Source organism: Scandinavium sp. UTDF21-P1B (assembly GCF_040750395.1).
Lineage (GTDB): Bacteria > Pseudomonadota > Gammaproteobacteria > Enterobacterales > Enterobacteriaceae > Scandinavium.
Map to the genome: position 1 here is coordinate 66,345 of NZ_JBFLVD010000017.1, position 23,301 is coordinate 89,645.

The following is a 23,301-nucleotide window of genomic DNA, read 5'->3' on the forward strand; positions in this document are numbered from 1 at the left end:
CAGGAAGACGACAAACAGTTTATGGTGACTCATCGTCAGCCCTACCGCGAAAAAGTGTCTCAGATGGTCAGTTGGGGGCACTGGTTTGCCCTGTTCAACATTCTGCTGGCCTCGGTACTCGGTAGCCGTTATCTGTTTGTCGCCGACTGGCCGACGACGCTGTCAGGCCGCGTGTACTCGTACATCAGCCTCCTCGGCCATTTCAGCTTTCTGGTTTTCGCTACCTATCTGCTGATCCTCTTCCCGCTCACGTTTGTTGTCATTTCCCAACGGCTGATGCGGTTCCTCTCCGCCATTCTTGCTACCGTGGGCATGACGCTGCTGCTTATCGACAGCGAAGTCTTTACCCGCTTCCACCTGCACCTTAATCCGGTCGTCTGGGAGCTGGTCATTAACCCCGATCAAAACGAGATGGCCCGTGACTGGCAGCTGATGTTCATCAGCGTCCCGGTTATCTTGCTGATAGAAATGCTGTTCGCCACATGGAGCTGGCAGAAGCTGCGCAGCCTTACGCGGCGGCGTCATTATGCTCGCCCTATCGCCTGGTTTCTGTTTGCCTCGTTCGTTGCCACGCATGTGATGTATATCTGGGCCGATGCTAATTTCTATCGTCCGGTGACCATGCAGCGCGCGAATCTACCGCTCTCCTATCCGATGACGGCGCGTAAGTTTCTGGAGAAACATGGCCTGCTTGATGCGCAGGATTACCAGCGTCGTCTGGTGGAGCAAGGCGATCCGGAAGCCGTTTCCGTTCAGTATCCGCTTAGCGATTTGCGCTATCGCGATATGGGAACAGGTCAGAACGTACTGCTAATTACAGTCGACAGCCTGAACTATTCCCGCTTTGAGAAGCAGATGCCTGCCCTGGCAGAATTTGCGCAGCAAAACCTTAACTTTACCCAGCACATGAGTGCCGGAAACGCCGCAGACAGCGGGATTTTTGGCCTGTTCTACGGGATTTCGCCAAGCTACATGGACGGCGTGCTGTCCGCACGTATTCCGGCGGCGCTGATCACCTCCCTAAACCAGCAAGGGTATCAGCTTGGCCTGTTCTCCTCTGACGGCTTCAGCAGCCCGATGTATCGCCAGGCGCTGCTCTCAGATTTCTCGCTGCCGCCGTCAAAAACACAAAGTGATGCCGATACCGCCAGCCAGTGGATAAACTGGCTTGGCAGCTATGCGCAGGAAGAGAACCGCTGGTTCTCGTGGATTTCGCTTAACGGCACTACCCTTGATGACGGCCAGAAGCAGAACTTTAACCGCCGTTACGCCCGCGCGGCGGCGAGTGTCGATACGCAAATCTCACGCGTACTGACCGCGCTGAAAGACTCCGGCAAGCTCGATAAAACGGTGGTCATTATTACCGGTGCACACGGCGTGCCGATGAATAAATCCGGCAGCAGTTTTGAATGGTCCCGTGAAGCGCTTCAGGTACCACTGGTTATTCACTGGCCGGGCACTCCTGCACAGAACATCACAACGCTTACCGATCATAAAGACGTGATGACGACGCTGATGCAGCGCCTGCTGCACGTCAGCACGCCGGCAAATGAATATTCGCAGGGTCAGGATCTGTTCAGCGCCGCACGTCGTCATAACTGGGTGACGGCATCAAGCAATTCGGATCTGGCCATCACCACTCCGCAGGTGACCGTGGTGTTAAATCATAACGGCAGCTACAAAACCTGGGATCGTCAGGATCAGAGGATCGATAACGAGAAGCCGCAGCTCAGCCTGCTGCTTCAGGTACTGACCGAAGAGAAACGGTTTATCGCTAACTGATTGATTAATTTTGAATCAATTAACCCGGGTCATCTTGCATTCGAAACGGAAAGCGGTACTATTATTCACCTGTTTCGGCACGTAGCGCAGCCTGGTAGCGCATCGTCATGGGGTGGCGAGGGTCGAGAGTTCGAATCTCTCCGTGCCGACCAACTTCTTCGCAATGGGCCAGCCTCTCCGGGTTGGCTTTTTTGTTTCTGTGGCTCAGCGAGGTTCTATGCGCATTGGTATCGCTTTTCCCATTCTTTGTTTTATCGTCGCCGTCGCGTTTCTGGCATGGTTTGTTATCGGCGGATACGCTACTCCGGGCTCTTAATACTCTTCGGGCAGCGTTTGTTACGCCGTAATGCCCCTTCCCTGCGACACCTCGTCGCAGGGATTCTCCCCCTCCTACCTTTTTCAGCATTTATCACCACTTATTATTAAAATAAGAGTAAACCTGACTTATTATTCAGCGTAATAATGATACGATCCGCCGGTTGCTAACTGGAATAAAAGGATTAACAGTGAAAAACAGATCGATCATTACTGCCGCTATACTCTCTCTCGCCTGCCTTTCCGCCAGCGCCACGGCGGCCACCACGCCGCTGGAAAAGGTCGCACCTTATCCGAAAGCGGAAAAAGGCATGAAGCGCCAGGTGATTACGCTGCCGGAGCAGAAAGATGAATCCGCTTACAAAGTGGAGTTTCTGATTGGTCAGACGCTGGAAGTGGACTGTAACCACCATCGCCTCGGCGCAAAACTGGAAAGCAAAACTCTGGAAGGCTGGGGCTATAACTACTACGTAGTGGATAAGGTAAGCTCGCCGGTGTCGACCATGATGGCCTGTCCGGACGGCAAGAAAACGCAGAAATTTGTGACGGCATACCTGGGTGATGACGGAATGGTGCGCTACAACAGCAAGCTGCCGATTGTCGTTTATACCCCGGACAACGTCGATGTGAAGTACCGCATCTGGAAAGCGGAAGACGCCGTTCAGAACGCAGAACAGCGTTAAGACGTCGTTATACCGAAGGCGCTGATTGCCCGGTGGTGGCCTTGCCTTACCGGGCCTGCTAACCGTTGCGGATTGCAGGCCCGGCAAACGCAGTACTGCCGGGCATTTACCTCAAACTACAGGGCAATGTCTGCCACGGGTTTTAATTCAACCAATGGAGGCGTGAACTGAACCTGTGGAACCGGATCCACGACGGTATCCGCATCGTATCGCAGCCCCAATACTTCACTGGTGTACGCCAGAGTCTGCTGAATTGCCTGCGGATCGCCACTTAAACGATGGCCATAAGTCGGCACCACCGCGCGCAGCTTCTCCTGCCACGCCGCAGATTTCACTTTCTCTTTAAACACTTGCTCCATCAGCTGCAGCATAATGGGGGCCGCCGTTGATGCGCCCGGTGATGCGCCAAGTAGCGCGGCAACGGTGCCTTCATCGTCGCTGACCACTTCGGTGCCCAGGCGCAGCACGCCGCCTTTCTCAGCATCGCGCTTGATGATCTGAACGCGCTGGCCTGCCTGCCACAGGCGCCAGTCGCCTTTCTTCGCCATCGGGTAATACGCTTTCAGCGCCGCCAGACGATCTTTGTCCTTCTGGATAACCTGCCCGACCAGATATTTCACCAGGTCGAAGTTATCCATCCCGACGTTGATCATCGGCAGAATGTTCGATTTATTGGTTGAAGCCAGCAGATCCCACAGCGAGCCGTTTTTCAGGAAGCGAGTGGAAAACGTCGCGAACGGTCCAAAGAGCACGGCACGCTTGCCGTCGATAATTCTGGTATCAATGTGCGGCACCGACATGGGCGGTGCACCAACGGAAGCCTGACCATACACTTTCGCCAGATGGTGGTTTACCACCTCCGGATTTTCACAGACGAGGAACTGCCCGCCGACCGGGAAGCCGGCAAACTCTTTCGCCTGCGGAATGCCCGTCTGTTGCAGCAGCTTGAGCGCCGCGCCGCCTGCGCCGATAAAGATAAATTTCGCACGGATCTTACGGCGAATCTTACGGTCGTTGGCGTCGGAGACGGTCACCGTCCAGCTGTTATCGGCATTGCGCTTAAAGCGTCGCACGACGGTGTTGAGCTGAAGCGAGAAGCTATCATGGCTGCGCAGCCCGGCGATAAGCTGGCGGGTGATTTCGCCGTAGTTCACGTCGGTGCCAATTTCGGTTCGGGTAGCCGCGACCTTTTGCTGCGGGTCGCGCCCTTCCATCACCAGCGGCGCCCACTTTTTAATTTGTTCGGTGTCTTCGGAATAGCGCATTCCCTGGAACAGGGAGTTCTGCTGCAGGGCCGCGTAGCGGGCGCGCAGGAAATTCACGTTCTCTTCGCCCCAGACGAAGCTCATGTGCGGCACGGTGTTGATAAAGGTCTTCGGCTGCTGCAGCACGCCGCGCGTGACCTGATGCGCCCAGAACTGGCGCGAGATCTGGAAGGCTTCATTGATCTCGATGGCTTTGTCGATGCTGACGGAACCGTCCGCTTTTTGCGGCGTATAGTTCAGTTCCATCAGGGCGGCATGGCCGGTACCGGCGTTGTTCCAGCCGTTGGAGCTCTCCTCGGCGACGCTTTCCATCCGTTCGACCAGAGTAATAGACCAGTCCGGCTCCAGTTCCTGAAGCCAGGTTCCCAGCGTGGCGCTCATGATGCCACCGCCAATCAACAATACATCCGTCTGGTGCTCTTGAGGGGCCTGGGTGTTGTCTGCCAGCGATTCGGCATGCAAACCCACCGCCTGTGAGCGACGTACGGCCATCTTTTTCGTCATTTAATGAGCCTTACTGTACTCGCGTTTTTTGTTTTAGCGCAGGTGAAACGATTCGGGGAAAAACACGTTAGCACTGACGATGAAAGATTTAAATATTGTTTAAAATTTAAGTTCTGTTTTGATAACTGTTATAAAAATGTTTAATAAATGTGTCTCATAAATGAGTATTGGTACTGGCGAAGTGTGACACAAAGCGGTAATATCGCCCGTTTTGTGACTTGCCGCACGCACCATTGCTTATGTTAAGTCCTGCTTCTATAACCTTACATTTACTATGCCTGATACTCGTCCTACCCTCACTGCTGCTGAATCCGCTGCGCTGACTCACGTCGTGCGCTCACCTGCCCTTTTGCTGCGCGAATCTCTTGCGGGCGTGATTACCGCCCTCGCGCTCATCCCGGAAGTCATCTCGTTTTCGGTAATTGCGGGCGTGGATCCGAAAGTGAGCCTGATTGCTTCCGTCGTTCTGTGTCTGGCAATGTCGGTACTGGGCGGCCGCCCGGCGATGGTGACCGCCGCCGCAGGCTCCGTGGCGCTCGTCATCGGCCCGATGGTGCATCAGCACGGCGTGGGATACATTTTGCCCGCAGTAGTGATGGCAGGCGTCATTCAGGTTGCGTTCGGCCTGCTCGGCATGGCGAAGCTGATGCGCCATATTCCGCAGGCGGTGATGACCGGGTTTGTAAACGCACTCGGCATTCTGATCTTCTTTGCCCAGGTGCCGCATTTCTGGAGCAAGAACCCGCTGATTCTGGCGCTGTTTGCCGCCACGCTGCTGATTGTTCTCTGGGCGCCACGGGTCATCAAAAGCATTCCCTCGCCGCTTATTGCCATCGTTCTCCTCACGCTATATACCGTTTTCAGCGGCCAGATTTTGCCGACGGTGGGTGATGAAGGTTCAATGGGCGGTGGACTACCGGGACTGACTGAACTGCAGGTACCACTGAATCTGCAAACGCTGCAAATTATCTGGCCTTGTGCGCTGAGCATCGCCTTCGTGGGATTGATGGAGTCACTGCTGACGGCAAAGCTTGTCGATGATTTAACCGTCACGCCGTCGAACAAAACCCGCGAAAGTGCCGGGCTCGGCTTCGCCAATATTCTCGCCGGTTTTTACGGTGGGATTGCGGGCTGTGCGATGATCGGCCAGACCATCGTGAACGTCGAGATGGGGAAAGGCCGCAGCCGCCTCTCCACCCTCGTCGCAGGCCTGGTGCTTTTGCTGCTGGTCACGGGCTTAAGCCAGGTGATGGCGAAGATCCCCATGGCGGTGCTGGCAGGGATCATGGCCATTGTGGCCGTTAAAACCTTCAGCTGGCACAGCATTCAGCCTTCAGCGCTGAAGCAAATGCCGTGGTCGGCCACGCTCGTTATGCTGGCAACGGTTGTCGCCACGGTGGGTACCGGCAACCTGGCGATTGGCGTGCTGGCAGGCATTTCGCTGCTGGCGCTGGTGCCACGCCACATCCGCAAGCGTCATGCGCTTAAAGCAGAAACACCGTCGCCAGGCCAAGGAAAATAAAGAAGCCGCCGGTATCGGTGATGGCGGTGATCATCACGCTCGAACCGACCGCCGGATCGCGTCCAAGTTTGGTCATGATCATCGGGATCAGCACGCCCATCAGCGATGCCACCAGCAGGTTCAGCACCATCGCCAGCATCATCACGCCGCCGAGCTGCGGATCGTCATACAGCCACCAGGTCACGCAGCCCATAATGCCGCCCCACACCAGGCCGTTGATCAGCGCCACACCCATTTCGCGCAGGATCAGGAAAGAGAAGTTTCCCGGCTGGATGTGCTGCAATGCGAGCGCACGGACGATCATCGTGATGGTCTGATTGCCGGTATTGCCGCCGATACCGGCGACGATAGGCATCAGGGAGGCCAGCGCCACCAGCTGTGAAATCGTGTGTTCAAATCCGTCAATCACTCGCGAGGCAATAAACGCGGTGCAAAGGTTGATAGCAAGCCACGCCCAGCGCGTTTTTACCGCTTTACTGACCGGCGCGAACACGTCCTCATCATTGCTCAGGCCGCTCATCTGGCGAATGTCGTTATCGGTCTCTTCGTAAACCACGTCCACGATTTCGTCGATGGTCAGACGCCCCATCAGTTTGCCTTCGGCATCAATTACCGCGGCGCTCACGAGGTCATCACGTTCAAACGTTCGCGCCACCTTCTCGGCATCTTCCGACGGATGAAAGGTCACTGGTTCCGCTTCCATGACCTCCACGACATTGCGCTGCGCGGGGTTAAGCAGAATAGTTTGCAGCTCCAGCTCGCCAAGCAGCGTTTTATGGCGATCGGTGACGAACAGCTTGTCGGTGTTACGCGGCATTTTACCAAGGCGGCGCAGATAGCGCTGTACCGCACCAAGCGTGACGTCCGGGCGAATGGTGATGACCTCAAACTCCATGATCGCGCCGACGCTGTCATGGGCGTAATTCATTACCTGACGCACCCGGGCCCGTTCATCAGGCGGCAGCGTTGCCAGCAGGCGCCCGGTCAGATCGCGTGGAAGGTGCTGAACGAGATAGATTTTCTCATCAATGTCGAGGCTTTCAAGCGCGTCGAGCAGCGCCTTGTCGCTCATGCCGTCGATCAGATCGTCATAAACGCTTTCAGAGGCTTCCAGCAGCACGTTCCCGCGCTTGCTGTCGTCCACCAGCCCCCACAGCGCATGGCGCTCGTCGGAAGGCAACGCTTCAAGGGTGTCAGCCAGATCGGGCGCAGGCAAGTGTGCCACCAGTGCACCCACTTCGGCGATGTCATCCGCCAGCTGTCCTTCGTCGTATTGTTCTGCCAGCGTCAGCTTGTTGGTCAGCGCCGAGGTGATGGCTTTATCGGTGGTTAACAGCCAGATAAGACGGGCACGTTCCTGGTCGCGTAGCCTGGCGCTGTTTTTATGAAACACGGACATGGGTTGGCAATCCTTGAAGGGAGAGACGGTATTCTGGCCCTAAGCATAGCGCGAGTGGATGTAAAAAATAATAAACGGCCGGTCGGAGCGGTGAAAAAGAGAGCAAACGCCCCTAAAAAAGGGGCGCCAGAGCTCAGGCGGTGCGGGCAACCGCATCGCGGGAGGCTGCGATGCGTTCTTCGCCGGTCAGCTCGCTGAGCTTGCCGTTACGCATTTCCAGCAGCCTGTCGGCGTGGATAAAGTAGTGATCGTCATGGCTGATGGCAAAAACGGTTTTGCCCATCTGCTGCATCAGCGGCAGCAGCACCTGGTAAAACTCACGGCGGAAGTGTGGGTCCTGGTCAGCAGCCCACTCATCAAGCAGAATGATATCCCGCTCTTCCGCCAGCGCCAGCAGCAGCGCCACGCGTTTTTTCTGCCCTTTCGACAGCTTAAGGTCGAGAATTTTACCGTTTTCCAGCTTCAGCTTATGGCCCATTTTCAGGTGCTCAAGCCATTTAGTCACCAGCACCGGATTCGCCTGCTGCCCTTCCGGGCCCAGCAGCTGGTCAAACAGCCAGACGTCGGTAAACACCGCCGAAAACAGCTTCCGGTAGTCTTCCGGCTTCTCTGCCGCCAGCGGCTGGCCATCGAGCAGAATGTGCCCGGATACCGGCTGATAAAGCCCGGTCAGCAGCATCGCCAACGTCGATTTTCCACTGCCGTTTCCGCCAATCAGGAACACCTGCTCGCCACGTTTTAACGTCAGGTTGATGGGTCCGACGGCAAAGGTGTTGTCCTGATAGTGGAATTCCACATCGCGCAGCTCCAGCGTTTGCCAGTCCCGGTGCGGCTCTGGTTTGGGGAACTCCGCTCGATAAGGCGCAAGAGAGAATTTATTCAGCTTGTTGAACGCTACCTGGGCGCTGAGCAGCGTCGGCAATGCGCCGACGGCAGACAGCAGCGGCGTACGCAGGAACAATAGCGTCAATGAATAGGTTGCCGCCACGTTGGTGTCCGCCCAGCCTAAACTGTTCGCCATCCAGAACACCAGGCCAATCGCGCCGAGCATCATGATATTTGACCAGTTCACCGCGCTCAGGTGGAACGTATCGGCACGGATAATGTGATGGCGATACTCTTTGGCGTCCGGAATGTAGAGATTGTTGAAAATGTGTTCGGCGCGCTCGCGATTGAGGGTTAACTCTTTGCGCCCTTCCAGCACGGTCTGGTAATCGTGATACAGCTTGTCTTCCGTTTCACGCAGGGTTGCCATGTGCTTATAGACTCGCGCCACCAGCACAAAACCGCCCCAGATGGTCAACGCCATCCACAGCACGGTGACGGCCAGCATTTTGCCCGACAGGAAAAACAGATATGCCGCAGAGCCGAAGGTCAGGATGATCCCCTGTACCAGCTCCGGCAGGCGTACGAAGGCAATGGTAATGTTACGCACATCGCTGGTCAGGCCAGCGAGCAACGCAGCGCTGCCGAGTTTTTCCACCCGTTCAATCTGTGTGTCGAGGATACGTTTGATAAATTCGCTGCGCAGGCGGTAAACGAAATGATGGCCGAGCACGGTCAGCGCCAGCTGTGAGCCCAGCGTAACCGCCATCAGCAGCAACAGCAGGCCGAGAAACTCCGGCAGTACGGCCAGCGACACGTCGACGCTTTCGATAAGGCGCAAATTGATGAAGGCGATAAGGCCGATGCCCAGCGCCGCACTCAGCAGGCTCAGCGCCATGACGGCAATAAAGGGCCAGCGGTACTGCCGCCAGACCAGAAGAAGAAGTTGCATACACACCATTCCGGACAGCTAAAACAGCCAGCAGTTTAAACGCCCTGCGCACCACATCAAGAATAATTCTTATTTTTATTGCTGTTTCAGGTGTGACGGAAGGTGAGATTGTAGCGGAAGGCCCCCGTCACCGGATGTTGTCCCTCTTTTAATGGCTGAATGCCGTGATAAAACAATCGGGATTCACCGCCCCAGACCACCACATCGCCATGCTCAAGCAGTACGCGCTGCAGAGGATCGTTGCGCTTCAGGCCGCCAAACTGAAACACGGCGGGCAACCCCAGCGAAACAGAAACAATCGGCGCACTCAGCGTTTGCTCGTCCTTGTCCTGATGCAGCGACAGCTTTGCACCGGGCGCATAGCGGTTAACAAGGCAGGCATCCGGCCGAAAATCGACGTAACCGGCTTCCAGGGCGCAAACCTGAGCCAGCACCAGAAAGACCTCTGGCATGTCAGGCCAGGGTTTCTGAGTTTGCGGATCGATCCCTGCATACAGGTAACCGTGACGATCGGTCGTCCAGCCAACGTTGCCACAGTTGGTCATCGCCACGGACATGGTGTAGCCGCCGGGCGTGATCATCCGGCGAAACGGCGACTGCGCTGACACGTCACGGATGCCCGCCATCAGCGAGTCCATATCGGCCAGTGCCCGACGGCGGAGAATGACGGCCCCCGGCGCGAGAGGTTCCTGCCAGGGCGGCGTGTCGGCAAAAAGATCCAGCATCTTCAGTTTTCCTGTTTTGCTTCGCGCTGTAACAGCAGGGCCTTGCGCGCTTCGCCCCAGCGATAGCCGGACAGCGCCCCGCTTTGCCGCACAACGCGATGGCAGGGAACGATCAGCGCCAGGGTATTGGCCGCGCAGGCGTTCGCCACTGCACGCACCGCTTTCGGCTTGTTGATGCTTTCCGCCACCTGCTGATAGCTACGGGTTTCGCCGGCGGGGATGTTTCTCAGCGCCTGCCAGACCTGCTGCTGAAAGGCCGTGCCGCGGATATCCAGCGGTAAGGTGAACGCTTCCCGCTTACCGTCCAGCACGGCTATCACCTCAGCGACCTGCTGGCTGAATGCTTCATCCGCCCTTTCACGCTGAGCGTGGGGAAAAATCTGCTCCAGCTCGTTTATCAGCTTGTCATCGCTGTCGCCAGGTAAAACAGCACAAATTCCACGCGAGCTTGCTGCCACCAGACAGCGGCCCAGCGAACAGGATTGCAGCGTGTAGCGTACCGGGAGATCGTCCCCGCCACGCCGGTACTGTTTTGCCGTCATGCCGAGCGTACTGTCGGCCTGGCGGTAATAGCTGCTGCTCGCCGGGAACCCTGCCGCCAAAACGGCACCAGTCACGCTTTCGCTGGACGCCAGCGTTTCGCGCAGCCTGCGGGCTCGCCACGCCTGCTGCCATGCCCGCGGCGTCATCCCGGTAACGGATTTGAACAAACGATGAAAATGGTACGAACTTACGCCCACTTCGCGCGCCAGCTCGTCAAGCGTCAGCGTACGCTCCTGTTCGAGCAAACGGCAGGCCTGCGCCACTTTATCAATACGCTGTTGCTGAGGATCGGCTTTGTCAGGCTGGCAGCGCTTACAGGCACGAAACCCGGCATGTTCGGCGGCGGCGGCATCCGTATAGAAACACACATTCTGGCGCAATGCATGGCGTGCCCGACAGGATGGGCGGCAGTAAATTCCGGTAGTCAGTACCGCAAACACGAACTGACCATCGGCATCTTTATCTCTTTCGAGTACCGCCTGCCAGCAGAACTCGTCGTTGAGGATTGCTTTCGTTTTCATACCTGCTCCGGCTCTCTGTTTAGCGTAGCCTGAGTCTGGCGCAGACGGCGGTGAAAAAAACCGCCATTCTTGCTTTTTAATTTTTGCCGCTGACGAGGAAGGTTTCGAACTGCGGCGACATCCAGGTTTTGAAGCCGTCGCCGTCTTTAACGATCATATACACCGCCAGCCCCTGCTCGCGCACCACTTCTTTAGCTCTTTCCGGGCCTAATACCATTAGCCCGGTATCCCAGCCGTCCGCTTCCAGCGCCGTGGTTGCGATGACCGTCACCGACACCAGCTTATGCTGGATCGGCGCCCCACTCACCGGATCGATAACGTGAGAAATACGTTTTCCGTCAAGCTCGTAATAATTTCGATAGCTGCCGGAGGTGCTAATCCCATGTCCGTTGATGTCCACGATCGCCTGCACGGCGTTTTCCCGATCGGTTGGCTTCTGGATAGCCACGCGCCACGGCTGCCCTTCAGCATTCATGCCGCGGCTCACCAGCGCGCCACCCACGGAAACCAGGTAACGCGAGATCCCCTCCTGTTCCATCAGGCGGGCCAGATGATCGGCGGCGTAACCTTCCCCAACGGTCGAGAGATCGACATACAGATCGGGCAGATCTTTTTGTAAGTACTGGCTGCCGGAGTGATTGATCACGCGCAGATGCTTCAGGCCGGTCCGCACTTTTGCCGCGTCGATCTGGGCTTGAGTCGGCGTTTTGACGGGCTGTTTGTCCGGACCGAATCCCCATAAATTCACCAGCGGCCCGACGGTAATGTCCATGGCACCCTGCGTTTTCGCCCCAATGCGCAGGGATTCCGTCACGATATCCGCCATCGCTTCGCTAACGGGCCACGGCGTGGTGCTCGCTGAATGGTTAAAGCGCATGAGCGCAGAATCATTTTTCCATGTCGACAGGAGCCGATCGTCGGCGTCAAGTTGGGTTTGCACCTTCTGGCGCAGCGCAGCGGCTTTGTCATTATCAAGATTGATGACGCTAACGCGCCAGAACGTTCCCATCGTCTTGCCTTCCAGGACGGTGGATGCAACCTTTGGTGCAGCGGGAGACGGCGTGCCGTTATCGCAGCCGGTCAGGACGAGCGTGACGGCAATCAGCGCCGCGCGGAAAGAAGTGATATCCATACTTAATGCCCCTCATGTTTGCGCGCAAGGGTACACCAGCCAGGTTAAACAAAGAATAAAAAAGGGCCCCGAAGGACCCTTTTGCCAGCTTAGCAGTTGATTAGAACTGGTAAACCAGACCCAGTGCTACGATGTCATCGGTACCGATGCCAGCAGCGCGGGTGAAGTTGTTGTCATCAACCAGGTTGATTTTGTAATCAACATAGGTGGACATGTTTTTGTTGAAGTAGTAAGTCGCGCCTACATCAACATATTTCAGCAGATCCTGGTCGCCATAACCTTCGATATCTTTGCCTTTAGACTGCAGGTAAGCCACGGATGGACGCAGACCGAAGTCGAACTGGTACTGAGCAACCACTTCGAAGTTCTGTGCCTTGTTAGCCCAGCCAGCAACAGCAGAATCGCTATTACCGAAGCGGGTTGCGTTGTAGGTCTGAGTGTACTGTGCTGCCAGGTAGACGTTGTTCGCGTCATATTTCAGGCCACCGGTATAGGTTTCAGCGCGGTCGCCATCGCCCAGGTATGCAGCAGAGTTCTGGTCAGAGGTACGTTTGGAGCTGGATACCGCAGCACCGATACCGAAGCCTTCACCCAGATCGTATGTCAGAGATCCGCCAACGCCGTCGCCGTTCTGTTTCAGAGCATCACGACCATTGTTCGTGCCGCCTTCACCGCTACCGCTGTTTTTACCCTGGTACTGAATAGCGAAGTTCAGACCATCAACCAGACCGAAGAAGTCGGTGTTACGGTAAGTTGCGTAGCCGTTACCACGCTGCTGCATGAAGTTGTCTGCACCGTAGGTGTCGCCGCCGAATTCTGGCAGGACGTCGGTCCAGGAGTTCACGTCATAAACTACGCCGTAGTTACGACCGTAGTCGAAAGAACCTGCGTCTTTAACGCGGATACCGGCGAAACCAACACGGGTCCATGCCTGATCGCTTGCAGATTCAGTATTGTTCGCCTGAACGTTGTATTCCCACTGGCCGTAACCGGTGATCTGGTCGTTAACCTGAGTTTCGCCTTTGAAGCCGAAACGAATGTAGGACTGGTCGCCGTCAGCGCCTTTGTCGTCAGAGAAATAGTGCAGGCCGTCGACTTTACCGTACAGATCTAATTTGTTGCCATCTTTGTTATAAATTTCAGCCGCATTTGCTGCGCCTGCTACCAGCAGTGCTGGTACCAGGAGGGACAGTACTTTAACTTTCATGTTATTAACCCTCTGTTATATGCCTTTTTATATGCCACTGCTTACTGATTAACCCTCTAATCAGTCGGCAAACCCATTGTGCTGCAAAATACAGAAATATCCAACAAGAAAATGATACGAGAACTTTTAAGGTGTTTCAAATCACCCACCAAATGTTTCATTTTGTAAATAAGAGGGAACTTTTTAGCGACACAAATTGGCAAAAAATATAGCACCAATAATCAAAAACATTAAAAAACACAATAAAATCAATGCCATTATTGATAATGAGTTTATAGCACTGAATGACAAAACAAAATCAGGAACGATCTCTAAAATAATCAACGCTATCATCATTAACTTTATTTATTACCGTCATTCAGTTCTGAATGTCTGTTTACTCATATTTCAACCGGGTGCCTCGCATCCGGTTTTTTTTACCTTTCTTTACGCAAAATTAATAGTTCTGTGCTAACGCAGTGAAATTGTAACGACTATTAATTAATCACTTGAACTTGAAAAATTTCCCTTTAGGGCTAGCGCTTAAATAATCTCTTGTTAATTAGTGCTATTCTTTCGAATCTTCGCGTAAATATTTGTACAAAAAATGTAACCATGTACATCTTTGTACTGCAGAATGTGGATATTGTTCAGAAAACCAGCAGCAAGCTGGAGAATGTGGAAATTGGCGCATTACCCTTTATACTGCCTGCTGGCGTTGCCTTGACAATCCACCGCGGAAACCTGCTATCCGGGTTTCACTCTGAGCAGCAAGCGGGGGCTTCAACGCGTTTTTCTGGTGCAGTCATCATGGATTACACACACTAATGAGTCATTCCGACACGACGTTCCCCAACAAGTTCTCCCTCATCCCCGGGAGCATTACCCGTTTCTTCCTTTTATTGATCGTCGTGTTGCTGGTCACCATGGGGGTCATGATCCAGAGCGCGGTAAACGCCTGGCTGAAGGATAAAAGCTACCAGATTGTCGACATGACACATTCGATTCATAAACGGATCGACACCTGGCGCTACGCCACCTGGCAAATCTATGACAACATCGCTGCATCAGCCACGGCGCCTTCCGCGAATGAGGGCTTGCAGGAAACTCGCCTCAAGCAGGATGTCTATTACCTGGAGAAACCTCGTCGCAAAACGGAAGCACTGATTTTTGGCTCCCATGACGGTACGACACTCGACATGACGCAAAAAATGTCGAATTACCTGGACACGCTGTGGGGCGCAGAAACCGTACCGTGGTCGATGTACTACCTCAATGGCCAGGACAACAGCCTGATTCTGATTTCCACGCTGCCGCTGAAGGATTTATCCGCCGGATTTAAAGAGTCCACCGTCGGCAGCATCGTTGACTCGCGTCGCGCAGAGATGCTTCAGCAAGCCAACACGCTGGATGAGCGGGAAACGTTCTCTTCACTGCGCCGTCTCGCCTGGCAAAACGGCCATTACTTCACGCTGCGCACCACGTTCAATCAGCCGGGTCATCTGGCCACGGTGGTCGCCTTCGACTTACCGATAAATGATTTGATCCCACCGGGTATGGCGCTGGACAGCTTCCGCCTCGAACCGGATCCATCGCAGAAGAACCTGCGCAGCCAGGATAAAGAAGCCGCAGACAGCGTGACGATCAATTTCAATAGCTCGCGTATCGAAATTGCTTCTTCGGTGAACTCCACCGGCATGCGTCTTATCTGGCAGGTGCCGCTCGGCACGCTGCTGCTTGATACGCTACAAAACATACTGCTGCCGCTGCTGCTGAATATTGGCCTGCTGGCGCTGGCGCTGTTCGGGTTTAACACCTTCCGGTACTACTCCGGGCGTCGCCAGACCGATACCGGCGCTTCGGGCGCTGCAAACACCGAATTGCGCGTGCTGAAGGCCATCAACGAAGAGATTATTTCCGTACTGCCTCTGGGGCTCCTGGTACACGATCAGGAGTCCAACCGGACGGTTATCAGCAATAAAATTGCCGACCACCTGCTGCCGCATCTCAATCTGCAAAACATCACCAGCATGGCGGATCAGCATCAGGGCGTCATTCAGGCCACCATCAATAACGAGCTGTACGAAATTCGTCAGTTCAGAAGCCAGGTGTCACCGCGCACTCAGATTTTCATCATTCGCGATCAGGATAAAGAAGTGCTGGTAAACAAAAAGCTCAAACAGGCGCAGCGTCTGTATGAGAAAAACCAGCAGGGCCGCGTGGCCTTTATGCAGAACATCGGCGAGGCGCTTAAGCAACCTGTTCGTTCACTCGCGGAAGAAGCCGCCGCGCTGCCGGGCGATGCGCACCATAAGCTGGTTCAGCAGGCCGATACGCTTGTGCATCTGGTGGATGAGATTCAGCTCGCGAACATGCTCGAAGGTGATGGCTGGAAAGTGACATCGACCCTGTTCTCCATTCAGGATCTGATCGATGAAGTGGTGCCAGAGGTGTTACCGGCTATCAGGCGCAAAGGCTTGCAGCTGCTCATCAACAATCATCTGGCCGCCAGCGAACAGCGCCATGGCGATCGTGAAGCGCTTAAACGTATTTTGCTGCTGCTGATCCAGTACGCCGTCACGACAACCCAGATAGGCAAAGTGACGCTGGAAATAGCTGAAGATGAATCCGCAGAGGATCGCCTGACCTTCCGTATTCTCGATACCGGTAACGGCGTCAGCAACAGTGAAATCGACAATCTTCATTTCCCGTTCCTGAACGAAACCCAGGAAGATAGGTTTGGCAAAGCGAACGCCCTGACCTTCTGGCTGTGCGATCAGCTGGCGCGCAAGCTCGGTGGACACCTGAATATTAAAGCGCGAGAATCCTTAGGCACGCGCTATTCTCTGCATGTCAAAATGACGCCGCGCGAGCAGGAGTCTGAGTCAGAGGAGAAGCTGCTTGATGACGTGGTCGCGATGATCGACATCACCTCCAATGAAGTACGCAGCGTGGTGGTCAGGCAGTTGGAAAACTGGGGCGCAAGCTGCATTTCCCCGGATGAACGCCTGACAAGTCAAGAATATGATCTGTTTTTAACGGATAATCCGTCTAATCTTACTGCGCCTGGCTTACTTTTAAGCGATGATGAGGCTGGTATTCACAAAATGGGCCCTGGCCTTCTGCGGGTCAATTTCAATATCAGTAATGCCATGCAGGAAGCCGTGCTGCAACTTATAGAAGAACAACTGGCACAGGGAGAGTTACTGGGAACCACACCTGCGGGTGTAAATGAAAACGCCGAGCTTCATGCCAGCGGTTATTATGCGCTGTTTGTTGACACGGTTCCGGATGATGTTAAGAGGTTGTATACTGAATCAGCGACAAATGATTTTGCTGCGCTGGCACAGACGGCTCACCGCCTGAAAGGGGTGTTTGCCATGCTTAATCTGGTACCCGGCAAGCAGCTATGTGAAACGCTGGAGCATCTGATTCGCGAAAAAGATGCGCCCGGCACAGAGAAATATATCAGCGACATTGACGCCTACGTCAAAAGCTTGATGTAGCAAGGTAGCCTAATACATGAACAATATGAACGTTATTATTGCCGATGATCACCCGATTGTACTGTTCGGTATTCGCAAATCACTTGAGCAAATCGAGTGGGTGAATGTCGTCGGCGAATTTGAAGACTCCACTGCGCTTATTAATAATCTGCCTAAACTGGACGCCCATGTGCTGATCACCGATCTCTCCATGCCCGGAGACAAGTACGGTGATGGCATTACGCTTATCAAATACATCAAACGCCACTTCCCGGGCCTGTCGATTATTGTGCTGACCATGAACAATAACCCGGCGATTCTGAGTGCCGTTCTGGATCTCGATATTGAAGGGATTGTCCTGAAACAGGGCGCACCAACCGATCTGCCAAAAGCGCTGGCCGCTTTGCAGAAAGGGAAGAAATTTACCCCGGAAAGCGTTTCCCGCCTGCTGGAAAAAATCAGCGCAGGCGGCTACGGCGACAAACGTCTCTCTCCGAAAGAGAGTGAAGTGCTGCGTCTGTTCGCAGAAGGTTTCCTGGTGACGGAGATCGCCAAGAAGCTCAACCGCAGCATCAAGACCATCAGCAGCCAGAAGAAGTCGGCAATGATGAAGCTTGGCGTGGAAAACGACATCGCCCTGCTGAACTACCTTTCTTCCGTGACGCTGAGCCCGGCGGACAAAGACTAGTTCCTTGCCAAGGCTACGCACAAAAAACCCCGACTCGTCGGGGTTTTTCTTTTTCAGGGCCAGGTTTTACAGGACTACGCCTCTCTGCTTTTTCTGACCCGCGCAGCGTAGACCGCCAGCGTCTGGCTTATCACATCCAGCGTCACCGGTTTCGATAAACAGCTGTCCATGCCAGACTCCAGGCAGCGCTGCTTCTCTTCAGCCAGAGCGTTAGCCGTCACGCCCACCACCGGCAAGGTCAGCCCAAGCTGGCGAATGCGCTGCGTCAGGCGATAGCCATCCATGTTCGGCATGTTCACGTCGCTTAACACGATATCGATGTGATTCTTGCTGAGCACATTCAACGCGTCAACGCCGTCGTTGGCGGTTTTACACTGATAGCCGAGCGATCCAAGCTGATCGGCCAGCAGGCGGCGATTAATCGGATGATCGTCCACCACCAGAATCATCATGTCATCATTCGCGGTGGTGATATTGTCTGCCGACGGCAGATCTCCGCCACGTTCGGCATCATCGACCTGAATGCTGTAGATACGGCCCAGCAGCGTCAACAGCTCATGCGGGGACGCGACGCTGTGGATCCATTCACCGGGCTTACGCTCCAGCGGGATACCGATATGGCGACGGCAGAAAACGATCGCCCCGCGCCCTTTCCACGGCTCCGCCAGTTCATCATCGGTAATGAGCATATCCTCTGACTGCGGCGTCTGGCCTTCATACAGCAGCACTTCCGCCCCGTGACGCGCCAGCAGCGATTCAACAAACTGCGCCAGCGAGGCATTACGCACCGCAAGCCAACAGCGTTTACCGGCGAGGCCTTCAATGGTCACCGGCTTGAGATTTTGCGCGCCATAAAGCGGAATACGAATCGTGAACTGGCTGCCCATTCCCGGCTCGGTATCGACCGAAATGTCACCGTCCATCATGCTGATGAGCTTCTCGCAAATCGCAAGCCCCAGTCCGGTACCCTGGAAATTGCGCTGCACGCCGGTGCCGACCTGGAAGAACGGATCGAATAAGCGCACCACTTCTTTGGCCGGAATACCGACGCCGGTATCGCGCACGCTGATGCTGAGGTAATCCTCGTCGCGCTGCAAATGCAGAATAATGCAGCCCACATCGGTGAATTTAATCGCATTGCTGAGCAGGTTAGAGATGACCTGCTGCAGACGCATCGGATCCCCCGCCAGCTGCTGCGGGACGTCCGGCTCAACGAAGCAGTAAAGTCCGAGCTGTTTACGTACCACCAGCGGCAGATAGTTGGCGGTGATATGGCTCATCACTTCGCGCGGGGAAAACTCACGCGGCTCAATTTTCAGCTGCTCAGACTCAATCTTCGAGAAGTCGAGAATATCGCTGATGATTTTCAGCAGCAGGCTCGACGAGTTGTTCATCGCCGTCACCAGGCGGTCAACGCCCTTCGGCAGCTCCTTGGTTTGCAGTAAATCGAGGTTACCAATAATGCCATAGAGCGGCGTACGCAGCTCATGGCTCACCGTAGCAAGGAACATAGACTTCGACTGACTCGCCTGCTCCGCGGCCTGCGCCATTTCCTGTAGCGACTCTTCCATTTTTACGCGCGACGAGACGTCAACCAGCACGCAAATCGCCACGTTTTCATTGCGGTAGCGCGAATGAACAAAACTGATTTGCAGGTTGGTATTGTTGCTCGTCAGCACGTCCACAAAGTTCACCTGTTGCCCGCAGATAATCTGCGTCAGCCGCTGCCGGTCTTCGTGGGTGAGCATATTCAGATAGTTATGCGCCAGTTCGTTACTCAGGATGTTGGTGCCGTCCAGCGTACGCAGAATACAGATCCCAACGGGCGCCGAGGCCACAATCTTGCGGTTGAACTGCTCATGCTCTTCCAGACGCTGCGCGTCCGCTTCTGCGGGCAGGAAAATTCGCCGCTCGTACATGCGCGCCATCGTAAACAGCGCCACGCCGGTGAGAATATTCAGCAGTACGGCATTGAGGATCAGCATTCTGATGCGCTCGAGGACCAGATCGACCGGCACCGAATAAACAATGCTCAGTGACGACGGCGGCAGGCTTTTCTTCAGCACCAAATCGCGGAAGCCGGAAGTGTAGCCAAACCACGCCCGCTCCTGCATCCAGTGCGGGTCGATGTTGAGTTTGCTTTCCCCACCGGTGAGCGCAATCAAAGGCTGGCCGCCTTCATCGAGAATCGTCACGCCCATTGGCATACTGCCCGGCGTAAAGAAGTTTTCCATGCGGATAGTTTGTTCGATGCCCAGCAGCGCCTGCAGGCGATTGGCGAGATAAACCGGCGTCAGCGCATAGAAATAACCCACGCTAGGACGCGGGCCCTGGCTTATCCAGAACAGATTGTTGCCGCGCTCGTCCTGCGGCGCATTGCGGTATTTCACAATACGCTCATGCAGGGTTTTCAGCGCCTGGTCGCGCTCCATCGGCATATCGCGCAGGCCAAAGTTCGCCATGCATAAATTGTCGCTGCCAATCAGGAACACGCGATTCAGATCGTAGGCAGCAGAGAAATTGTCGCGCCAGTAACGCATAAACCACGCCAGCGACTCCAGCGATCCGCGCCAGTTGTTGCTCAACGCACCGCAGTCAGAATCCTGGAACAGAGGCTCAAACTCCGGCACTTCGGTGTCGTCTTTTACCGTACGTGACGAAAGCACGCCGTTTTCCGCGCTGAGGCGGTTTTCCGCGATGTATTTCAGCTCTTTCATCACGTCTGAGGTGCGCTGAATATAGCGCTGAGCCTGATCGTAGCTGAGGTTAAACTCCTGGCGAATCTCAGCCTCTTTGGTGTGCAGCGCATTGACGATGTAGAACACCGAGACGAAAGCAATCAGCAGCCAGACCAGCAGTGCCAGGGCCCGGAACAGATAGCGGGAGACTTTCAGAGTCGTGCGAAAGGAGACAAGGTATTTCAACGTTTAGCCGTGTGGATGCGTAAAGATGCGATTAAGGTAGCGGTAAATCGCACCCCTCGCAATATTCTAAGAAAAAGGGCCAGCATTCGCTGACCCTTTGGCAATGATTTAAGACGATTATTCGTCGTCGGCGTCATCCGCCACGTCGTCGTCAGATTCCGCTTCAGGCGCGATCTCGTCGTCACCTTCGGCAACGGTGCCGTCGATAGCGTCGAGCTCTTCTTCGTCAACCGGCTCAGCCACGCGCTGCAGGCCCACCACGTTTTCATCCTCCGCAGTGCGGATGAGGATAACGCCCTGGGTGTTACGACCAACCACGCTGACTTCCGACACGCGCGTACGCACCAGCGTACCGGCATCGGTGATCATCATGATCTGATCGGTATCCACAACCTGAACCGCGCCAACCACGGAACCGTTACGCTCGGTCACTTTGATCGAGATAACGCCCTGCGTGCCGCGTGATTTAGTTGGGTATTCCGTTTCTGCGGTACGCTTACCGTAGCCGTTCTGCGTAACGGTCAGGATGGCACCTTCACCGCGAGGAATGATCAGCGAAACAACTTTGTCTTCACCCGCAAGCTTAATACCGCGAACGCCGGTTGCCGTACGGCCCATGGCACGCACAGCGCTCTCTTTAAAGCGCACCACCTTACCGGCGGCAGAGAACAGCATCGCTTCGTCGTTACCGTTGGTCAGGTCAACGCCAATCAGTTCGTCGCCTTCGTTCAGGTTCACCGCAATGATCCCGGCAGAACGCGGACGGCTGAACTCGGTCAGCGCCGTTTTCTTCACGGTACCGCTGGCGGTTGCCATAAAGACGTTGACGCCCTCTTCGTACTCACGCACCGGCAGAATAGCGGTAATACGCTCATCGGCTTCAAGCGGCAGCAGGTTGACGATTGGACGTCCACGCGCGCCACGGCTGGCTTCCGGCAGCTGATAAACCTTCATCCAGTACAGACGACCACGGCTGGAGAACAGCAGAATGGTGTCGTGGGTGTTGGCCACCAGCAGGCGGTCGATAAAGTCTTCTTCTTTAATACGGGCGGCAGATTTGCCTTTGCCGCCGCGGCGCTGAGCTTCGTAATCGGTCAGCGGCTGATACTTCACATAGCCCTGATGCGACAACGTGACCACAACGTCTTCCTGGTTAATCAGGTCTTCGATGTTGATGTCGGCGCTATTGGCAGTGATTTCAGTGCGACGCTCATCGCCGAACTGCTCGCGAACGAGTTCCAGTTCTTCGCGAATCACTTCCATCAGACGGTCTGCGCTACCCAGAATGTGCAGCAGTTCAGCGATCTGCTCCAGCAGCTCTTTGTACTCATCGAGCAGCTTTTCATGCTCCAGGCCGGTCAGCTTCTGCAGACGCAGATCCAGAATCGCCTGAGCCTGCTGCTCGGTCAGGAAGTATTTGCCGTCGTGGATACCGTACTGCGGCTCCAGCCACTCCGGACGTGCCGCATCGTCGCCTGCGCGTTCCAGCATCGCAGCCACGTTGCCGAGATCCCAGCTTTGCGCGATCAGCGCGGCTTTTGCTTCCGCAGGGGTTGGCGCACGACGGATCATCTCAATGATCGGATCGATGTTCGCCAGCGCGATGGCCAGAGCTTCAAGGATGTGCGCACGGTCGCGCGCTTTACGCAGTTCGAAGATGGTACGGCGAGTCACCACTTCACGGCGGTGACGCACGAACGCCGAAAGAATGTCTTTCAGGTTCATGATCTTCGGCTGACCATGGTGCAGCGCAACCATGTTGATACCGAAGGAAACCTGCAGCTGGGTCTGGGAATAAAGGTTGTTGAGAACCACTTCCCCCACCGCATCACGTTTGATTTCAATCACGATGCGCATACCGTCTTTATCAGACTCGTCACGCAGCGCGCTGATCCCTTCTACGCGTTTCTCTTTCACCAGCTCGGCGATTTTCTCGATCAGGCGAGCTTTGTTCACCTGATACGGAATTTCATGCACGATGATGGTTTCACGACCGGTTTTCGCGTCGGCTTCCACTTCCGCGCGGGCGCGAATGTAAATTTTGCCGCGACCGGTGCGGTAGGCTTCTTCGATACCACGACGACCGTTGATGATGGCGGCAGTCGGGAAGTCAGGCCCCGGAATGTGCTCCATCAGCCCTTCAATGCTGATGTCTTCATCATCAATGTAGGCGAGGCAGCCGTTGATCACTTCCGTCAGGTTGTGTGGCGGAATGTTGGTGGCCATACCCACCGCGATCCCGGACGAACCGTTCACCAGCAGGTTTGGAATTTTGGTTGGCATGACGTCCGGAATTTTTTCCGTGCCGTCATAGTTATCCACGAAATCGACGGTTTCCTTGTCCAGGTCAGCCATCAGCTCATGGGCGATTTTCGACATACGGATTTCCGTATAACGCATCGCCGCCGCGGAGTCGCCGTCAACGGAACCGAAGTTACCCTGCCCATCGACCAGCATGTAGCGCAGCGAGAACGGCTGGGCCATACGTACGATGGTGTCATACACTGCGGAATCACCATGGGGATGGTATTTACCGATGACGTCACCCACGACACGGGCGGATTTTTTATAGGCTTTGTTCCAGTCATTGCCCAGTACGTTCATGGCGTAAAGTACGCGACGGTGTACCGGCTTTAAGCCATCACGGACATCTGGCAGCGCACGGCCAACAATCACCGACATCGCATAATCCAGATAGGAGCTCTTTAGCTCTTCCTCGATGTTGACCGGTGTAATTTCTCTCGCAAGGTCGCTCATCTAACCGCTATCCCTCTACATGTTTCCCGGATTCAAAGGTCGCAAATTATAACACAGCAGACAGGATTGAGGTAAATCAATAGCACCCGCGCG

General features: G+C 55.0%; 15 protein-coding genes and 1 tRNA gene. 7 read left to right on the plus strand and 9 right to left on the minus strand.

All coding sequences use genetic code 11. The features are described from left to right. Positions 1-21: 21 nt before the first annotated feature. From yejM to eco, 4 genes are all read left to right on the plus strand, one after another. Complete coding sequence (yejM, locus tag AB1287_RS14555) at positions 22-1,782, plus strand: LPS biosynthesis-modulating metalloenzyme YejM (RefSeq protein ID WP_312627072.1); 1,761 nt, start codon at positions 22-24, stop codon at positions 1,780-1,782. A 75-nt stretch (positions 1,783-1,857) separates the two neighbouring features. Further along, positions 1,858-1,934 (plus strand) — tRNA-Pro (locus AB1287_RS14560). Between the two features lie 65 nt (positions 1,935-1,999). Then, on the plus strand, positions 2,000-2,098 hold the full coding sequence (locus tag AB1287_RS14565) for a YoaK family small membrane protein (RefSeq protein WP_312627073.1): 99 nt from the start codon (positions 2,000-2,002) through the stop codon (positions 2,096-2,098). 190 nt (positions 2,099-2,288) lie between these two features. Then, complete coding sequence (eco, locus tag AB1287_RS14570; protein WP_435618234.1) at positions 2,289-2,780, plus strand: serine protease inhibitor ecotin; 492 nt, start codon at positions 2,289-2,291, stop codon at positions 2,778-2,780. Between the two features lie 116 nt (positions 2,781-2,896). On the opposite strand, the gene mqo is transcribed toward eco, so the two are convergent. Continuing rightward, positions 2,897-4,549 carry a malate dehydrogenase (quinone) gene (gene mqo / locus AB1287_RS14575; RefSeq protein WP_435618235.1) on the minus strand — a complete coding sequence of 551 codons (1,653 nt, stop codon included), beginning with the start codon at positions 4,547-4,549 and terminating at the stop codon, positions 2,897-2,899. A gap of 274 nt (positions 4,550-4,823) precedes the next feature. On the opposite strand from mqo, the gene AB1287_RS14580 reads away from it, so the two are divergent. Continuing rightward, positions 4,824-6,071: a SulP family inorganic anion transporter gene (locus tag AB1287_RS14580; RefSeq protein ID WP_435618236.1), complete on the plus strand. Its 1,248-nt coding sequence runs from the start codon at positions 4,824-4,826 to the stop codon at positions 6,069-6,071. On the opposite strand, the gene mgtE is transcribed toward AB1287_RS14580, so the two are convergent. The 6 genes from mgtE to AB1287_RS14610 form a co-directional block, all read right to left on the minus strand. After that, a complete protein-coding gene (gene mgtE / locus AB1287_RS14585) occupies positions 6,034-7,470 on the minus strand; it encodes a magnesium transporter (protein ID WP_312627079.1) in 1,437 nt (478 codons plus the stop codon). The two genes, AB1287_RS14580 and mgtE, sit on opposite strands and share 38 nt — an antisense overlap. A 133-nt stretch (positions 7,471-7,603) precedes the next feature. After that, positions 7,604-9,247, minus strand: coding sequence for a multidrug ABC transporter permease/ATP-binding protein (locus AB1287_RS14590; protein WP_435618237.1), 1,644 nt, complete (start codon positions 9,245-9,247; stop codon positions 7,604-7,606). A gap of 86 nt (positions 9,248-9,333) precedes the next feature. Beyond that, complete coding sequence (alkB, locus tag AB1287_RS14595) at positions 9,334-9,972, minus strand: DNA oxidative demethylase AlkB (protein WP_435618238.1); 639 nt, start codon at positions 9,970-9,972, stop codon at positions 9,334-9,336. A gap of 2 nt (positions 9,973-9,974) precedes the next feature. Then, entirely contained in the window at positions 9,975-11,036 is a 1,062-nt protein-coding gene (ada, locus tag AB1287_RS14600) for a bifunctional DNA-binding transcriptional regulator/O6-methylguanine-DNA methyltransferase Ada (protein ID WP_435618239.1), read from the minus strand. Between the two features lie 76 nt (positions 11,037-11,112). Continuing rightward, on the minus strand, positions 11,113-12,168 hold the full coding sequence (gene apbE / locus AB1287_RS14605) for an FAD:protein FMN transferase ApbE (RefSeq protein ID WP_435618240.1): 1,056 nt from the start codon (positions 12,166-12,168) through the stop codon (positions 11,113-11,115). A gap of 100 nt (positions 12,169-12,268) precedes the next feature. After that, positions 12,269-13,375, minus strand: coding sequence for a porin OmpC (locus AB1287_RS14610; RefSeq protein WP_312627086.1), 1,107 nt, complete (start codon positions 13,373-13,375; stop codon positions 12,269-12,271). An 806-nt stretch (positions 13,376-14,181) separates the two neighbouring features. On the opposite strand from AB1287_RS14610, the gene rcsD reads away from it, so the two are divergent. Next, positions 14,182-16,860, plus strand: a complete 2,679-nt coding sequence (gene rcsD, locus AB1287_RS14615; protein WP_435618241.1) for a phosphotransferase RcsD — start codon at positions 14,182-14,184, stop codon at positions 16,858-16,860. Positions 16,861-16,876: 16 nt separating this feature from the next. Continuing rightward, positions 16,877-17,527: a response regulator transcription factor RcsB gene (gene rcsB / locus AB1287_RS14620; protein WP_001061913.1), complete on the plus strand. Its 651-nt coding sequence runs from the start codon at positions 16,877-16,879 to the stop codon at positions 17,525-17,527. Between the two features lie 74 nt (positions 17,528-17,601). Here the strand turns inward: rcsB and rcsC are convergent, their stop codons facing one another. Together rcsC and gyrA are read right to left on the minus strand one after the other, a co-directional pair. Next, positions 17,602-20,451, minus strand: coding sequence for a two-component system sensor histidine kinase RcsC (gene rcsC / locus AB1287_RS14625; RefSeq protein WP_435618242.1), 2,850 nt, complete (start codon positions 20,449-20,451; stop codon positions 17,602-17,604). A 117-nt stretch (positions 20,452-20,568) separates the two neighbouring features. Then, complete coding sequence (gene gyrA / locus AB1287_RS14630; RefSeq protein ID WP_312627092.1) at positions 20,569-23,208, minus strand: DNA topoisomerase (ATP-hydrolyzing) subunit A; 2,640 nt, start codon at positions 23,206-23,208, stop codon at positions 20,569-20,571. Positions 23,209-23,301: the final 93 nt, after the last annotated feature.

What these genes read in the sequence shown, in the direction of transcription:
- gyrA (WP_312627092.1), bottom strand. Translation starts at nt 23,208, where the DNA reads ATGAGCGACCTTGCGAGAGAAATTACACCGGTCAACATCGAGGAAGAG.
- mqo (WP_435618235.1), bottom strand. Translation starts at nt 4,549, where the DNA reads ATGACGAAAAAGATGGCCGTACGTCGCTCACAGGCGGTGGGTTTGCAT.
- apbE (WP_435618240.1), bottom strand. Translation starts at nt 12,168, where the DNA reads ATGGATATCACTTCTTTCCGCGCGGCGCTGATTGCCGTCACGCTCGTC.
- rcsB (WP_001061913.1), top strand. Translation starts at nt 16,877, where the DNA reads ATGAACAATATGAACGTTATTATTGCCGATGATCACCCGATTGTACTG.
- AB1287_RS14590 (WP_435618237.1), bottom strand. Translation starts at nt 9,247, where the DNA reads ATGCAACTTCTTCTTCTGGTCTGGCGGCAGTACCGCTGGCCCTTTATT.
- mgtE (WP_312627079.1), bottom strand. Translation starts at nt 7,470, where the DNA reads ATGTCCGTGTTTCATAAAAACAGCGCCAGGCTACGCGACCAGGAACGT.
- AB1287_RS14610 (WP_312627086.1), bottom strand. Translation starts at nt 13,375, where the DNA reads ATGAAAGTTAAAGTACTGTCCCTCCTGGTACCAGCACTGCTGGTAGCA.
- rcsD (WP_435618241.1), top strand. Translation starts at nt 14,182, where the DNA reads ATGAGTCATTCCGACACGACGTTCCCCAACAAGTTCTCCCTCATCCCC.
- ada (WP_435618239.1), bottom strand. Translation starts at nt 11,036, where the DNA reads ATGAAAACGAAAGCAATCCTCAACGACGAGTTCTGCTGGCAGGCGGTA.
- AB1287_RS14565 (WP_312627073.1), top strand. Translation starts at nt 2,000, where the DNA reads ATGCGCATTGGTATCGCTTTTCCCATTCTTTGTTTTATCGTCGCCGTC.
- alkB (WP_435618238.1), bottom strand. Translation starts at nt 9,972, where the DNA reads ATGCTGGATCTTTTTGCCGACACGCCGCCCTGGCAGGAACCTCTCGCG.
- AB1287_RS14580 (WP_435618236.1), top strand. Translation starts at nt 4,824, where the DNA reads ATGCCTGATACTCGTCCTACCCTCACTGCTGCTGAATCCGCTGCGCTG.
- yejM (WP_312627072.1), top strand. Translation starts at nt 22, where the DNA reads ATGGTGACTCATCGTCAGCCCTACCGCGAAAAAGTGTCTCAGATGGTC.